Consider the following 14588-nt stretch of genomic DNA (forward strand, 5'->3'; position numbering starts at 1 on the left):
CCAGAGGTGCGTATGCACGATCCGTTTGAACAGTCTTTGCGTGACATGCTCAAAGCCTCGCCATCGAGCCGCGATGACGATGCCTGCCTGGGCCGCGTACTGAAAACCGCCAACCGTCAGGTGGGGGCGGGGGATCTGTTCAGCCTTCTGGGCCGCTGGCTGCCGGCGCTGATGATCGCCTTGAATAACGGATCGGCTCATATTGCGCCGGTTTCTCGTCGTAAATCTTCTGCTCGCACTGCTGATAAGGCTGATTGAATATGGAACTGGATCTCTGGACGCAGAGCCTCGTCACGGCGATGACCGCCTTGTGGACCAAGGTGGCGAACTTCATTCCGAACCTGTTCGGCGCGTTGGTGGTGCTGTTGCTGGGCTTCGTGGTGGCCAAGCTGCTCGATACCCTGCTCTCGAAATTGCTGGCCAAGCTGGGCCTGGATCGCCTCATGGGCGGCACCGGCCTGACCAAGTTGTTGTCTCGTGCGGGTTTGCAGGTACCCATCTCGACCCTGATCGGCAAGATCGTCTATTGGTTCGTTTTGCTGATTTTTCTGGTTTCTGCTGCTGAATCCCTTGGCCTTGAGCGAGTTTCGGCTACGCTCGATATGCTTGCGCTGTATTTACCGAAGGTTTTCGGTGCTGCGCTGGTGCTGCTGGTGGGGGTTTTGCTGGCGCAACTGGCCAATGGCCTGGTACGCGGCGCCGCAGAAGGCGTAGGCCTGGATTACGCCAGCGGCCTGGGGCGAATTGCCCAGGGGTTGGTGATCATCATCAGTATTTCCGTGGCGATCAGTCAGTTGGAGGTCAAAACCGACCTGCTCAACCATGTGATCGTCATTGTATTGATTACCGTTGGTCTGGCTGTTGCGCTGGCCATGGGGTTGGGAAGCCGGGAAATTGCCGGGCAGATTCTTGCGGGAATCTATGTGCGTGAGTTGTATCAGGTTGGGCAACAAGTACGTGTTGGTGAGGTCGAAGGCCAGATCGAAGAGATTGGCACGGTTAAAACTACATTGCTGACCGATGAGGGTGAGCTAGTCTCTCTCTCCAATCGGATCCTGCTGGAGCAGCATGTAAGTAGCCGCTAACCCGGCAAACCCTGCTAATGTATGCCGCCGCAAAATGCCCGTCATCGGGCTGCGGCGGACATTGACCTGACTGTCGGCACGACTCGTTTTGAATAAAACCCAATCGCTATCCACGCGCTATGACCCCCGTGAGCTCTCTGATGAGGAGTTGGTTGCGCGCTCACATACGGAGCTGTTTCACGTAACACGCGCCTATGAAGAGTTGATGCGGCGCTATCAGAGGACCCTATTTAATGTTTGTGCACGTTATCTGGGGAACGATCGGGATGCGGATGATGTCTGTCAGGAAGTGATGTTGAAGGTGCTGTATGGCCTTAAGAACTTTGAGGGTAAATCGAAGTTCAAGACATGGCTATATAGCATCACGTACAACGAATGCATCACGCAGTATCGCAAGGAGCGGCGCAAGCGTCGGTTGATGGACGCTTTAAGTCTTGACCCCCTCGAGGAGGCCTCTGAAGAGAAGGCGCCGAAACCTGAGGAAAAGGGTGGACTTGATCGCTGGTTGGTGCATGTGAACCCGATTGATCGGGAAATTCTGGTGCTACGATTTGTCGCAGAGCTGGAATTTCAAGAGATCGCGGACATCATGCATATGGGGTTGAGTGCTACAAAGATGCGTTACAAACGTGCTCTTGATAAATTGCGTGAGAAATTTGCAGGTATTGCTGAAACTTAGTTCGGCGCAAATATCTCTTACGTCTAGGTGAGTTCTGATAGACTTACCGCCGAGTTGTCCCCCGGTATGTGGGACTGCTTTACAATCACCAGATGGGGATTTAACGGATGAAACTGAAAAACACCTTGGGCATTGCCATTGGTTCTATTGTTGCCGTGACTTCGTTCGGCGTTCTGGCGCAAGGCCAAGGCGCGGTCGAGGGTGAACTGTTTTACAAAAAACAGTACAACGACAGCGTTAATCACGTTGAAGACGGCTTCAACCCAGGCGCATCGATCGGCTACTTCCTGACCGACGATCTGTCGTTGAACGCCACCTACGACAAGACCAACCACACCCGTTCCAACGACGGTACTGGTAACCAGAAAATCAAAGGCGACAACTTCGGCCTGAACGCTCAGTACCACTTTGGTACCGTGGGTGACGCTCTGCGTCCATACGTTTCCGGCGGTGTTGCTCACAAGAGCATGACCAACGTTGAGGCCGACGGCCACAGCGGTCGCGACCAGTCGACTTTCCTGACTGCAGGCGCTGGTGTTAAGTGGTACATCACCGACAACCTGTTCGCCCGTGCTGGCGTTGAAGCTGACTACAAGCTGGACAACGGCAAGTGGGACTACGCTCCTACCATCGGTCTGGGTGTGAACTTCGGTGGCAGCGGCGGCAAAGTCGCTCCAGCTCCAGTAGCACCAGCTCCAGCTCCAGAGCCAGCTCCAGAAGCTCCAGTTGCTGAAGTGGTTCGTGTTGAGCTGGACGTGAAGTTCGACTTCGACAAGTCGGTCGTCAAGCCTAACAGCTACGCTGACATCAAGAACCTCGCTGACTTCATGAAGCAGTACCCACAGACCACCACCGTTGTTGAAGGTCACACTGACTCCGTCGGTCCTGACGCTTACAACCAGAAGCTGTCTGAGCGTCGTGCAAACGCCGTTAAACAAGTTCTGGTTAACCAGTACGGCGTTGGCGCTAACCGCGTTCAATCCGTTGGTTACGGTGAGTCCCGCCCAGTTGCCGACAACGCAACTGAAGCTGGTCGCGCAGTTAACCGTCGCGTAGAAGCCTCGGTAGAAGCTCAAGCTAAGTAATTAGCCTTGTAGCTTGGAAAAGCCCGGCCTAGGCCGGGCTTTTCTTTGCCTGCGATTTGCCTTCCCGGTGCGGGTCATCGTAGGCCAGTAACCGGTCTATGGTGCGCCGCGAAGCCCAGGTCGATGGCGGACTTTTCCGGGGCATCGCTGCCGTTGACCCAGGCCAGCGGGGTGTTGGGGAGATCGGTCATGACGTGGCACCTTGCATAAAAAAGCGTCGTACCCGCCGACCGGGTGAGGCCGGGGCGGGTGACGACGCCATTGTCCTGGGACCTCAGCCGCCCTTGGCCGAGGTCTGCATGCACATGAGAGTGCAAGGCATATGCCAGCCCGGCGGGGATTTCACTTCGCGCCTCGCCTGCAAGCCCCGGGGCCGGCTATAATCGGCGCCCTATTTCGCCGCCAACCGAGTTCATCCCGCCCATGTATACCCTGGCCCGCCAGCTGTTGTTCAAACTCTCCCCGGAAACCTCCCACGATCTGTCCCTGGACCTGATCGGCGCGGGCGGGCGTTTGGGCCTTAACGGGCTGTTGTGCAAGGCCCCGGCGCAGATGCCGGTCAAGGTCATGGGCCTGGAGTTTGCGAACCCGGTAGGGCTGGCTGCGGGCCTGGACAAGAACGGCGCAGCCATCGACGGCTTCGCCCAATTGGGGTTTGGTTTTGTCGAGATCGGCACCGTCACCCCACGCCCGCAACCGGGCAACCCCAAGCCGCGGATCTTCCGCCTGCCCCAGGCCGAGGCCATCATCAACCGCATGGGCTTCAACAACCTGGGGGTCGACAACCTGCTGGCACGGGTCGCGGCCTCGCAATACAAAGGCGTGCTGGGGATCAATATCGGCAAGAACTTCGACACCCCGGTGGAGAGGGCGGTGGATGATTACCTGATCTGCCTGGACAAGGTCTATGCCCACGCCAGCTATGTCACGGTCAACGTCAGCTCGCCTAATACCCCGGGCCTGCGCAGCCTGCAATTTGGCGAGTCGCTCAAGCAACTGCTGGCGGCCTTGAGCCAGCGCCAACAGGAACTGGCTGCGATCCACGGCAAGCGTGTACCGCTGGCCATCAAGATCGCTCCGGACATGAGCGACGAGGAAACCGTGGAAGTGGCCCGCGCTCTGCTTGAAACCGGCATGGATGCAGTGATCGCCACCAACACCACTTTGAGCCGTGAAGGTGTCGAAGGCCTGGAGCACGGCGCCGAGGCCGGCGGCCTGTCCGGCGCACCGGTACGGGAAAAGAGCACCCACACGGTCAAGGTACTGGCTGCTGAACTGGCCGGCCGTTTGCCGATCATCGCCGTGGGCGGCATCACCGAAGGCAAGCACGCGGCTGAGAAGATCGCTGCGGGCGCCAGCCTGGTGCAGCTGTATTCGGGGTTCATCTACAAGGGGCCGGCGCTGATTCGCGAGTCGGTGGATGCCATCGCGGCCATGGGCTGAGAGGGAAGGACAGCACGCGGGCATAAAAAAGGGCTCCTCGAAGGAGCCCCTGGGCCGAAGCCCGCCGCCCGGATGGGGCGTGCGTGGTTAAGTCGTCATCTATTCAAGTTTTAGGTGTCGGAATGTGCCCTGATCAGCCGACAGCGCGAAGTTCGTTGAGTCTGTGAATGCCCGCAGTGCCTGTCATACCGTCCCAGTTGTCGCCGCGTCCTTCTCGCCAGCCGTTAATCCAGGCTTGGCGTACCGACGGTAGAGTAAATGGGCAAAGCTCACGGGACTTGCCATTAACGCCATACTGATATCCGCGTAAAAACGCTTTTTCCAACGGATCACGCTTTAGTCTTCTCATAGGGTGTTTCCCTCACTTGTTGACTGCTTTATGTCCCGTCGACCTTCGTTGAGGTCGGGCAGATTGCTTCTGCCGTTGGTGCTCGCTGCCGGCGTCGCGAGCCTTGATGTTGACGCCGTTGCGGCGCCAACCTGTGTTGAGTTCTAACCAATAGGTCACAGCAAGTGAATGATCGTTTTGTCATAAGGACGTAACGATAATGCTGTCCAGGCCATAAGCCTGGGGCGGTTTTGTATCGTGCCTGTCACGCAAAGCCCCCTGTGATCAGCCTCTCACTAGATGATGAGGTTAATGCTTTAGTGAGAATGTCGAACGGTTGCACTCAACTACTATTCGACGAAGGGTCGACTTATGTCATTTTGTTGCCCTGACTTTTTATCTGTCCCGGCCTCTAAGCTCTTTTGCCCTGCAAGAAAGCCAGCCTGCCGGGGTGGGACGGCGCAGTTTCGCGCCACACGAGCGCTCTTGAAGAAAAGCGCTTGATTGAAAACCGAACGGGCGATGCGTTGCCCGTTCACTTATTGCTAAAGGCCCTGGTATTCCCATGTCGGATCGTTACGAACTCTTCCTCACCTGTCCCAAAGGCCTTGAAGGCCTGCTGATCGAGGAAGCCGTCGGGCTTGGCCTTGAGCAAGCGCGTGAGCACACTTCTGCCGTGCGCGGCATGGCCGACATGGAGACAGCCTATCGCCTGTGCTTGTGGTCGCGCCTGGCCAACCGGGTGCTGCTGGTGCTCAAGCGCTTCCCGATGAAGGACGCCGAGGATCTCTACCACGGCGTGCTGGATGTCGACTGGCAGGACCACATGCTGGCCGACGGCACCCTGGCCGTGGAGTTCAGCGGCCATGGCTCGGGCATCGACAACACCCACTTCGGCGCCCTGAAGGTCAAGGACGCCATTGTCGACAAGCTGCGCACTCCGACCGGCGAGCGCCCTTCGGTGGACAAGCTCAACCCCGACCTGCGCATCCACCTGCGCCTGGACCGCGGCGAAGCCATCCTCTCCCTGGACCTCTCCGGCCACAGCCTGCACCAGCGCGGCTACCGCCTGCAGCAAGGCGCCGCGCCGCTCAAGGAAAACCTGGCGGCGGCGATCCTGATCCGTTCCGGCTGGCCGCGCATCGCTGCCGAAGGCGGCGCCCTGGCCGACCCGATGTGTGGTGTGGGCACCTTCCTGGTGGAGGCGGCGATGATCGCCGCGGACATCGCCCCCAATCTCAAGCGTGAACAATGGGGCTTCACTGCCTGGCTCGGCCACGTGCCGGCGCTGTGGCGCAAGTTGCACGACGAAGCGCTGGCCCGGGCCCAGGCCGGCCTGGCCAAGCCACCGCTGTGGATCCGCGGCTACGAAGCCGATCCGCGTCTGATCCAGCCCGGCCGCAACAACGTCGAGCGCGCCGGCCTGAGCGAGTGGATCAAGATCTACCAGGGCGAAGTGGGCACCTTCGAGCCGCGCCCGGACCAGAACCAGAAAGGCCTGGTGATCTGCAACCCACCCTACGGCGAGCGCCTGGGTGACGAAGCCAGCCTGCTGTACCTCTACCAGAACCTCGGCGAGCGCCTGCGCCAGGCCTGCCTGAACTGGGAGGCGGCGGTGTTCACCGGCGCCCCGGACCTGGGCAAGCGCATGGGCATCCGCAGCCACAAACAGTACTCGTTCTGGAACGGCGCCTTGCCCTGCAAGCTGCTGCTGATCAAGGTCCTGCCGGATCAGTTCGTCACCGGCGAGCGCCGCACCGCCGAGCAGCGCCAGGTGGAACGCGAGCAGGCCCAGGCCGCCGCGGACGAAGCACCCGTGCGCCAGTACAACAAGAATGGCAACCCGATCAAGCCGGCCCCGGCTCCTGCTCCCGTGGTCGAACAGGCGCGCCTGAGCGAGGGTGGGCAGATGTTCGCCAACCGCCTGCAAAAGAACCTCAAGCAACTGGGCAAGTGGGCCAAGCGCGAGGGCATCGAGTGCTACCGTGTCTACGATGCCGACATGCCGGAATACTCCCTGGCCATCGACCTCTACCAGGATTGGGTGCACGTGCAGGAGTACGCGGCGCCCAAATCGGTGGACCCGGAAAAGGCCCAGGCACGTCTGTTCGATGCCCTGGCGGCGATTCCCCAGGCGTTGAATGTCGACAAGAGCCGGGTGGTGATCAAGCGTCGCGAGCGCCAGAGCGGCACCAAGCAGTACGAGCGCCAGAGTGCCCAGGGCCAGTTCACCGAAGTTCGTGAAGGCGGGATCAAGCTACTGGTGAACCTTACCGACTACCTGGATACCGGGCTGTTTCTCGATCACCGGCCGATGCGCATGCGTATTCAGCAAGAGGCGGCGGGCAAGCGTTTCCTCAACCTGTTCTGCTACACCGCCACCGCCAGTGTGCACGCGGCCAAGGGCGGCGCGCGCAGCACCACCAGTGTCGACCTGTCGAAAACCTATCTGGACTGGGCACGCCGCAATTTCTCGCTCAACGGTTTCTCCGACAAGAACCGCCTGGAGCAGGGCGATGTGATGGCCTGGCTGGACAGCTGCCGTGACGAGTTCGACTTGATCTTCATCGACCCGCCGACCTTCTCCAACTCCAAGCGCATGGAAGGGGTGTTCGACGTGCAGCGTGACCAGGTGCAGTTGCTGGACCTGGCCATGGCACGCCTGGCGCCGGGGGGCGTGCTGTATTTCTCCAACAACTTCCGCAAGTTCCAGTTGGATGAAAACCTCGCCGCGCGCTACCAGATCGAGGAAATCACGGCGAAAACCATCGATCCGGATTTCGCCCGCAACGGCAAAATCCACCGTGCCTGGAAAGTCACCGCACGCTGATGGCCGGATATGTCCCCGAGGCCTGTTTTTTCAGGTTTCGGGGGCTGTTTAGCGCTGGTCAAATTAGTGGCTAATAGCTATAACTCACACTTGGTCCGGATGATGCCCAAACTCGCTGGCGTGATGAGTTCTGCTTATGCCTCTGCATGTTGTACGCCCGAAAATCCTGGGTTTCATAAGTGAAGAGGTATCTGCATGGCTGGTGGCGGTGCTGGTCCTGGTTGCGGGCGGCATCCTCACCGGGCTCTTGGCCTGGTCCACCTACAGCCTGAACAAGCAGCAGGTGCGCCAGCGCTTCCAGTTGCTGGCCGGCGAACGCTACAGCCGCATCGAAGAACGCTTTCAAGACCAGGAACAACGCCTGGACGGCTTGCGGCGCTTCTTTGTCAATTCCGACCTGGTGACCCGCCAGGATTTCGATGGCTACGCCAAACCCTTGTTGCGCCGCACCCAGGCCTATGCCTGGGCGCCTCTGGTGAGCCGCGCCCAGCGCCCGAGGTTCGAGCAGTCGATTCGCGATCAGGGGCTGCCGGGGTTTTCCATTTTGCAGTTGAATGCCACGGGCCAGATGGAGCCGGCCGGCGAGCACGATGACTACGCGCCGGTGCTGTACAGCCAGACCCAGAGCCCCCTGGGGTCGCCCCTGGGTTACGACCTCCTGGCTCAACCCCTGCGCCGAGCCACCCTGGAACGTGCTCGGGAACTCAATGGCCTGGCGGTCTCGCCGCCTTTGCAACTGGTGGCCGTGGACCAGGCCTATGCGCGAGGGGTGCTGCTGGCGGCGCCGGTCAGGCGCGCGCAGGATGCTTCCGGCCCCCAGGACCGGCCCTACGGTTATGTTCTGGCGATCATCAGCCTGCGGCAACTGGTGGCGGACGGCCTGCCGGTTCCTGCCAGCGATAACCTGTCGGTGCGGATTCTCGACCTGTCCACCGAGGGCCAGCATGAGGTGCTCTACGAGTCGAACAACCCGCCCATCAGCAGCGGCCTGACCGCCAGCCGCCTGCTGCGCCTGGCGGACCGGGACTATCAGGTGGACATCCGCCCCAGCGCGGCCTTCCTGCACGCCAACCATTCAGCCCTGGGTAGCCTGGCGATTCTTGGCGGCATGCTCAGCTTGCTGCTCAGCGCCTTGCTCTACGTCTTGGTCAGCCAGCGTCAGCGGGCTCTGGCCCTGGTGGAGCAGCGCACCGAGGAGCTGCGTAGCAGCGAGCAGGCGTTGCGCGGCACCCACAGCCAGTTGCGCTGCGTGCTTAATGCCGCCACTCAGGTAGCGATCATTGCCACCGACCTGCGCGGAGTGATCAGCACTTTCAATGCCGGGGCCGAGCAGATGCTTGGTTACAGCAGCAGTGAGGCGGTGGGGCACCTGACCCTGGAAAGCCTGCACCTGCCCGAAGAGTTGGAAAGCTGGGCCCAGAGCCTCACCCAGCGTTACGGCAAAGCCATCCCGGTGTCCCAGGCGATGCTGGTGGAAGAGGGCATGGCCGGCGGGCATGAGGCCCGGGAATGGACCCTGGTACGGCGTGACGGTAGCCATCTGCAAGTCAACATGCTGGCCACCCCGGTGCTCGACGATCAGGGGTTGTGGATCGGCCATCTGGCCATCTGCATCGATATCACCGAACGCAAGCGTGTGCATGAAGCCCTGGCCGCCCGTGACCGCTTGCTGCAGCGGCTCAGCGCCCACGTGCCCGGCGGGATCTATCAGTTCAAGCTGGACGCCGACGGGCATACCAGTTTTCCCTATGCCAGCGATGGCCTGCGCGAGATCTACGAGATCGAGCCGCAACTGCTGCAGCAGGATGCCGAGGCGGCATTCGAGCGCATCCATCCTGAGGATGTGGAGCGGGTGCGTGAGTCGATCCGGGTTTCGGCGCAGCAGCTCAGTCCCTGGCGCGAGGAGTACCGGGTCTGCCTGCCGCAGCGGGGGGTGCGCTGGATGCGCGGCGCAGCGAGCCCGGAAAGCCTGCGGGGCGGCGGTGTGCTCTGGCACGGCTATATATCGGATATCTCCGATCTCAAGCGGGTCGAGGAGGAACTGCGGGCATTGTCGGTCACCGACTCCCTGACCGGTATCCACAACCGGCGCTATTTCCAGGAGCGGCTCCAGGCCGAGATGCACCGCCTGGAGCGAGGTGGTGGCGTCATGGCGGTGATCATGCTGGACATCGACCATTTCAAGCGGATCAACGATCAGTACGGTCACGGTGTGGGGGATCAGGTGCTGCGCGGGTTGTGCGAGCGCATCGGCCGGCGCCTGCGGCGCATCGACGTCTTCTGCCGTCTGGGGGGAGAGGAGTTCATGGTCCTGTGCCCGGACACCAGCGGCCAGCAAGCGCTGATTCTGGCGCAGGAGCTGTGGCACGGTGTGCGCAGTTCGCCGATCGGGCCGGTGGAGAGTGTCACCGCCAGTTTCGGTATCGCCAGTTGGCGTGCGGGGGAGGGTGCAGATGAGCTGCTGCTGCGGGCCGACTCTGCGGTCTATGCCGCCAAGCAGGCGGGGCGGGACCGGGTCCTGATGGAACAGCCGTGAACACTGGCGGCGCGCAAGGCTTGCCGCCGCCAGCATCGCCGCTTACAGCACCGAAGCGCTGGTCGCCAGTTTCGGCTGGCGGTACAGGTCCAGCAGGACCTGGTCGAGCACCGAAGAGGCGCCGAATGGCCGTGGATCGTTGAGGATTGCCACCACCGCCCAGGTATTGCCGTTGTCGTCGCGGCTGTAGCCGGCGATGGCGCGTACGGTGTTCAGGGTGCCGGTCTTGATGTGCGCCTCACCAGACATGGCGGTGCGCTTGAGGCGCTTGCGCATGGTGCCATCCATGCCGGCGATCGGCATCGAGCTGATGAACTCGGCGGCGTAGGGGCTCTTCCACGCCGCTTGCAGCAGGCCGGCCATTTCCCGGGCACTGACCCGCTCGGCACGCGACAGGCCAGAACCGTTCTCCATCACCAGGTGCGGCGAGGTGATGCCTTTCTTCGCCAGCCATTGGCGCACCACACGCTGGGCTGCCTTGGCGTCGTCGCCATCGGCTTCGTTGCGGTACTTGGCCCCCAGGCTCAGGAACAACTGCTGGGCCATGGTGTTGTTACTGTATTTGTTGATGTCGCGGATGATTTCCGCGAGGTCCGGGGAGAAGGCGCGGGCCAGGACCTTGGCATCCTTGGGTACCACGGCCAGGCGATCCTGGCCCTGGATGCTGCCGCCCAGCTCGCTCCAGATCGCCCGCACCGCGCCGGCGGTGTAGGTGGCGTGGTCCAGCAGCGACAGGTAAGTCTGGGAACTGCAACCGTCACCCAACTGACCGCCGACGGTCACGATCACGCTGCCATCGGCCTGGGTGACGGGGTTGTAGCGCACGTCTCCGGTGCACTGCTTGGTGTTGACCGCCTTGACCTGGTTGTCGATGCGGATCTTGGCGATCGGCGGCTCCACCGAAACCAGGACCCGCCCCGAGTCATTACGGGCGACGAAGCGCAGGGCCTTGAGATTGACCATCAGGGCGTCCGGCTTGACCAGGAATGGCTTGTTCTCGTCGTTGCCATCGTCATTGAATTCCGGCAGTTGCGGCTGCACGAAGAAGTTGCGGTCCAGCACCAGATCGCCAGTGACTTGCTGTACGCCGTTGGCCCGCAGGTCACGCATCAGCAGCCAGAGCTTCTCCATGTTCAGTTTGGGGTCGCCGCCGCCCTTGAGGTACAGGTTGCCATTGAGGATGCCGCCGCTGAGGGTGCCGTCGGTGTAGAACTCGGTTTTCCACTGGTGGGTCGGGCCGAGCATTTCCAGGGCCGCGTAGGTAGTCACCAGTTTCATGGTGGAGGCCGGGTTCACCGATACGTCGGCGTTGAAGATGGTCGGGGTGCCGGGGCCGTTCAGGGGAATCATCACCAGGGACAGGGCGTTATCCGGAAGTTTGCTGGCTTTGAGGGCTTGCTGGACCTTGGGGGTCAGGGTGGTGTTGACCGGGGCCGCGGAAACGGGAAAGGCCAGGGGGAGAAAAACACTGGCCAGCAACAGAGGACGCAACGATTTGATCATATGAAATGGAACCCTGCAGTCGAGGGGAAAAAAGGCGAGGGCATGCAGATAAAATCCCTCAGTGGTCATGAAAGTGTCGGCATTATGCCCCAAGGTATAGCGGCTTGTGCCGTGCCACGGGCCGCTGGGGCGGTATTTTTTTTACCAATGGCAGGGTTGCATCCTCATAGAGTCAGGCAATCGCCGGCCTAAACTGGTAAAGTGCCGCCCGTTATTACTTATGAGGATTGTTCCATGGCCACTAACCGTTCCCGCCGTCTGCGCAAAAAACTCTGCGTAGATGAATTTCAGGAGCTGGGTTTTGAGCTGAACCTGGATTTCAAAGAAGGTCTGGCTGACGAAGCTATCGACGCTTTCCTCGACGCATTCCTCAAAGAAGCGATGGAAGCCAACGGCCTGGGCTATGTAGGCGGCGACGACTTCGGTCTGGTTTGCCTGAGCAAGCGCGGTTCCGTCAGCGAAGAGCAACGTGCCACCGTTGAAGCCTGGCTCAAGGCGCGCACCGAGCTGACCACCGTTGAAGTCAGCCCGCTGCTGGACGTGTGGTACCCGGACAACGCGATCAACCCAGTCGCGTGATGTCATGCATGAGCGACCCGTCCGGGTCGCTCATGCGTTGTTGCCCGAGGGCAACCTGTCGATTTTCCCCTTTGTATCCTTGCCTCTGGCACGGGCCAGCCCCGGGCGTTGTCGTGGGCGCCGTTCGCCGGCAAGCCGACGCGTGAGCGAGCGCCGGTCGGTGTAGAAGCCGGCTTGCCAGCGAAGCCCTTCAGGCGCTGCGCCAGTTCAGGATCATCAGGGTCACCACCCCGGCAACAATTCCCCAGAACGCCGAGCCGATGGAGAACAGCGTCAGCCCCGACGCCGTGACCATGAAGGTGATCAGCGCCGCTTCCCGTTCCTTCACTTCGCTCATGGCGATGCTCAGGCCGTTGATAATCGAGCCGAACAGCGCCAGGGCCGCGATGGACAGCACCAGCTCCTTGGGCAGGGCGGCGAACAGCGCCGCCAGGGTGGCGCCGAAGACCCCGGCGATGCCGTAGAAAATCCCGCACCACACCGCCGCGGTGTAGCGCTTGCTGTGATCCTCATGGGCATGGGGGCCGGTGCAGATGGCGGCACTGATGGCCGCCAGGTTGATGCCATGGGAGCCGAAGGGCGCCAGCAGCAGCGAGGCCAACCCGGTGGCGGTGATCAGCGGCGAAGCCGGGACGTTGTAGCCGTCGGCCCGCAGCACGGCGATCCCCGGCATGTTCTGCGAGGTCATGGCCACCACGAACAGCGGAATGCCGATGCTGATGGTGGCGGCCAGGGAGAAGTGCGGCGTGGTCCATACCGGGGTCGCCACTTCCAGGTGAAAGCCGCTGAAGTCCAGCAGGCCCATGGCCCCGGACAAGGCCGTACCGATCAGCAGCGCAGCCAGTACCGCATAGCGCGGCGACAGGCGCTTGACCACCAGGTAGGTGAGGAACATGCCCAGTACCAGGCCGGTGCGGTGCTGGGCGGCGACGAAGATTTCACTGCCGATCTTGAACAGGATCCCCGCCAGCAGGGCCGCCGCCAGGGACGCCGGGATCTTTTTCATCAGCCGCTCGAAGCTGCCTGTCAGGCCGCACAGGGTCACCAGCACGGCGCAGGTGATATAGGCGCCGATGGCTTCGCCGTAGGTCACTCCGGACAGGCTGGTGATCAGCAGGGCGGCGCCGGGGGTCGACCAGGCGATGGTGATGGGGGTGCGATAGCGCAGGGAGAGGCCGATGCTGCACACCGCCATGCCGATGGAAATGGCCCAGATCCACGAGGAAATCTGACCGCTGGTCAGCCCGGCGGCCTGCCCGGCCTGGAACATCAGCACCAGGGAACTGGTATAGCCGGTCATCATGGCGATGAAGCCGGCCACTATGGCAGACGGCGAAGTGTCGGCCAGAGGGCGTAGCTGCGCGGGAGTGGCATCGGACATTACTGCTGTTCCTTGTTCTTGAAAGACGCAAAAAACCTCATCCGGCGCGCATTGATCGAGGCGGGCTCGAGCAATGGGCCAGTAATGGGGTTCAAGGTCCAAGCCTAAACTTAAAAGTAACTTTGCATTGCAATACAGCCGTGACTACAAATAGCCGTACAGTCGTTGAACAAGTCGCGGGCCCGACAACACTTTTTGCTAGTGATGGCCATGGGTTGTGTACAATGTGCCCCTGTTTTAACGCGATACTTGCCAGCGACCCACCGTGGCGTATTAAAGTCACGCTGAAATCGCCGCAGTCCTCCCGACCCGAGTGCCCATGAACGAACAGTTGCAACCTCTCAAGAAACAACCGCGAGCAGGCAAAGCCGGTCGCAGCGGAACCCAGGACGATATTGTCTACGCGCACATCTTTGAGGCCATCCTCGAGCAGCGCCTGGCGCCGGGCACCAAATTGAGCGAAGAGGCGCTGGGGGAGATTTTCGGAGTCAGTCGGACCATCATCCGTCGTGCGCTGTCGCGCCTGGCCCATGAAGGCGTGGTCCTGCTGCGGCCCAACCGTGGCGCGGTCGTCGCCAGCCCGAGCGTCGAGGAAGCCCGCCAGGTATTTCTCGCCCGGCGCCTGGTGGAGCGGGCCATTACCGAACTGGCCGTGCAGCATGCCACTGCCGAGCAGTTGCTGGAGTTGCGGCAGATGGTCAACGAGGAACGCGACAGCTTTTCCCGCGGCGATCGTGGTGCCGGTATCCGCCTTTCCGGGGAGTTTCACCTGAAGCTGGCGGAAGCGGCGAAGAATGCCCCGCTGATCAGCTTCCAGCGCAGCCTGGTGTCCCAGACCTCGCTGATCATTGCCCAGTACGAAAGCGGCAACCGTTCGCACTGCTCCTACGATGAGCACACCCAACTGATCGATGCCATCGAAGCCCGGGACGGCGAGCTGGCAGTGAACCTGATGATGCACCACATGGACCACATCGACAGCAAGCTCAACCTCGACGAGGAAAGTGCCTCGGACGACCTGCATGCGGTGTTCTCGCACTTGCTGCAGACCAAGAAACCGGGGCGGCCAAGCGCCAAGCTCTAAGCTGCAAGCCTTGCGTTTCAAGCAATCCCTCGCTTCGTGTGCTGCACGGAGCGAG

The 14588-nt window shown here is 61.3% G+C and carries 12 protein-coding genes; 9 read left to right on the forward strand and 3 right to left on the reverse strand.

Annotated elements, in window-relative coordinates:
- Positions 1-12: 12 nt before the first annotated feature.
- The 5 genes from A9971_RS02050 to A9971_RS02070 all read left to right on the forward strand — a co-directional run bounded on the left by A9971_RS02050 (position 13) and on the right by A9971_RS02070 (position 4292).
- Positions 13-258: a hypothetical protein gene (locus A9971_RS02050; protein WP_011060193.1), complete on the forward strand. Its 246-nt coding sequence runs from the start codon at positions 13-15 to the stop codon at positions 256-258.
- Between the two features lie 2 nt (positions 259-260).
- A complete protein-coding gene (locus A9971_RS02055; protein ID WP_008048604.1) occupies positions 261-1085 on the forward strand; it encodes a mechanosensitive ion channel family protein in 825 nt (274 codons plus the stop codon).
- 88 nt (positions 1086-1173) lie between these two features.
- Positions 1174-1764, forward strand: a complete 591-nt coding sequence (gene sigX, locus A9971_RS02060; protein ID WP_011060195.1) for an RNA polymerase sigma factor SigX — start codon at positions 1174-1176, stop codon at positions 1762-1764.
- A gap of 107 nt (positions 1765-1871) precedes the next feature.
- Entirely contained in the window at positions 1872-2849 is a 978-nt protein-coding gene (locus tag A9971_RS02065; RefSeq protein WP_011060196.1) for an OmpA family protein, read from the forward strand.
- A gap of 423 nt (positions 2850-3272) precedes the next feature.
- A complete protein-coding gene (locus tag A9971_RS02070; RefSeq protein ID WP_015634759.1) occupies positions 3273-4292 on the forward strand; it encodes a quinone-dependent dihydroorotate dehydrogenase in 1020 nt (339 codons plus the stop codon).
- 133 nt (positions 4293-4425) lie between these two features.
- Here A9971_RS02070 and rmf read toward each other — a convergent pair whose 3' ends face one another.
- Positions 4426-4641 (reverse strand): ribosome modulation factor, encoded by a 216-nt coding sequence (rmf, locus tag A9971_RS02075; protein ID WP_015634760.1) that lies wholly within the window; start codon positions 4639-4641, stop codon positions 4426-4428.
- A gap of 544 nt (positions 4642-5185) precedes the next feature.
- On the opposite strand from rmf, the gene rlmKL reads away from it, so the two are divergent.
- Both rlmKL and A9971_RS02085 read left to right on the forward strand, forming a co-directional pair.
- Positions 5186-7450, forward strand: coding sequence for a bifunctional 23S rRNA (guanine(2069)-N(7))-methyltransferase RlmK/23S rRNA (guanine(2445)-N(2))-methyltransferase RlmL (gene rlmKL / locus A9971_RS02080; RefSeq protein WP_019093276.1), 2265 nt, complete (start codon positions 5186-5188; stop codon positions 7448-7450).
- Between the two features lie 136 nt (positions 7451-7586).
- Positions 7587-9986, forward strand: a complete 2400-nt coding sequence (locus tag A9971_RS02085; protein WP_183000799.1) for a diguanylate cyclase — start codon at positions 7587-7589, stop codon at positions 9984-9986.
- A 42-nt stretch (positions 9987-10028) separates the two neighbouring features.
- Here the strand turns inward: A9971_RS02085 and dacB are convergent, their stop codons facing one another.
- The gene (dacB, locus tag A9971_RS02090; protein WP_015634763.1) at positions 10029-11489 is read right to left on the reverse strand and encodes a D-alanyl-D-alanine carboxypeptidase/D-alanyl-D-alanine-endopeptidase; all 1461 of its coding nucleotides are present in this window, start codon (positions 11487-11489) and stop codon (positions 10029-10031) included.
- Between the two features lie 234 nt (positions 11490-11723).
- On the opposite strand from dacB, the gene A9971_RS02095 reads away from it, so the two are divergent.
- The gene (locus tag A9971_RS02095; RefSeq protein WP_011060201.1) at positions 11724-12068 is read left to right on the forward strand and encodes a YggL family protein; all 345 of its coding nucleotides are present in this window, start codon (positions 11724-11726) and stop codon (positions 12066-12068) included.
- A gap of 190 nt (positions 12069-12258) precedes the next feature.
- Here the strand turns inward: A9971_RS02095 and A9971_RS02100 are convergent, their stop codons facing one another.
- Positions 12259-13449 carry a benzoate/H(+) symporter BenE family transporter gene (locus tag A9971_RS02100; protein WP_015634764.1) on the reverse strand — a complete coding sequence of 397 codons (1191 nt, stop codon included), beginning with the start codon at positions 13447-13449 and terminating at the stop codon, positions 12259-12261.
- A 319-nt stretch (positions 13450-13768) separates the two neighbouring features.
- Between A9971_RS02100 and A9971_RS02105 the strand changes: the two genes are divergently transcribed.
- Positions 13769-14533 (forward strand): GntR family transcriptional regulator, encoded by a 765-nt coding sequence (locus tag A9971_RS02105; protein ID WP_011060203.1) that lies wholly within the window; start codon positions 13769-13771, stop codon positions 14531-14533.
- Positions 14534-14588 lie beyond the last annotated feature (55 nt).

The organism is Pseudomonas sp. UME65, from assembly GCF_014170225.1.
GTDB classification, from domain to species: domain Bacteria; phylum Pseudomonadota; class Gammaproteobacteria; order Pseudomonadales; family Pseudomonadaceae; genus Aquipseudomonas; species Aquipseudomonas protegens.

Excerpts from the sequence above, each read along its gene's own strand:
- A9971_RS02100 (WP_015634764.1), bottom strand. The coding sequence starts at position 13,449 with ATGTCCGATGCCACTCCCGCGCAGCTACGCCCTCTGGCCGACACTTCG.
- rmf (WP_015634760.1), bottom strand. The coding sequence starts at position 4,641 with ATGAGAAGACTAAAGCGTGATCCGTTGGAAAAAGCGTTTTTACGCGGA.
- A9971_RS02050 (WP_011060193.1), top strand. The coding sequence starts at position 13 with ATGCACGATCCGTTTGAACAGTCTTTGCGTGACATGCTCAAAGCCTCG.
- A9971_RS02105 (WP_011060203.1), top strand. The coding sequence starts at position 13,769 with ATGAACGAACAGTTGCAACCTCTCAAGAAACAACCGCGAGCAGGCAAA.
- dacB (WP_015634763.1), bottom strand. The coding sequence starts at position 11,489 with ATGATCAAATCGTTGCGTCCTCTGTTGCTGGCCAGTGTTTTTCTCCCC.
- A9971_RS02070 (WP_015634759.1), top strand. The coding sequence starts at position 3,273 with ATGTATACCCTGGCCCGCCAGCTGTTGTTCAAACTCTCCCCGGAAACC.
- A9971_RS02095 (WP_011060201.1), top strand. The coding sequence starts at position 11,724 with ATGGCCACTAACCGTTCCCGCCGTCTGCGCAAAAAACTCTGCGTAGAT.
- A9971_RS02065 (WP_011060196.1), top strand. The coding sequence starts at position 1,872 with ATGAAACTGAAAAACACCTTGGGCATTGCCATTGGTTCTATTGTTGCC.
- A9971_RS02085 (WP_183000799.1), top strand. The coding sequence starts at position 7,587 with ATGCCTCTGCATGTTGTACGCCCGAAAATCCTGGGTTTCATAAGTGAA.
- A9971_RS02055 (WP_008048604.1), top strand. The coding sequence starts at position 261 with ATGGAACTGGATCTCTGGACGCAGAGCCTCGTCACGGCGATGACCGCC.
- rlmKL (WP_019093276.1), top strand. The coding sequence starts at position 5,186 with ATGTCGGATCGTTACGAACTCTTCCTCACCTGTCCCAAAGGCCTTGAA.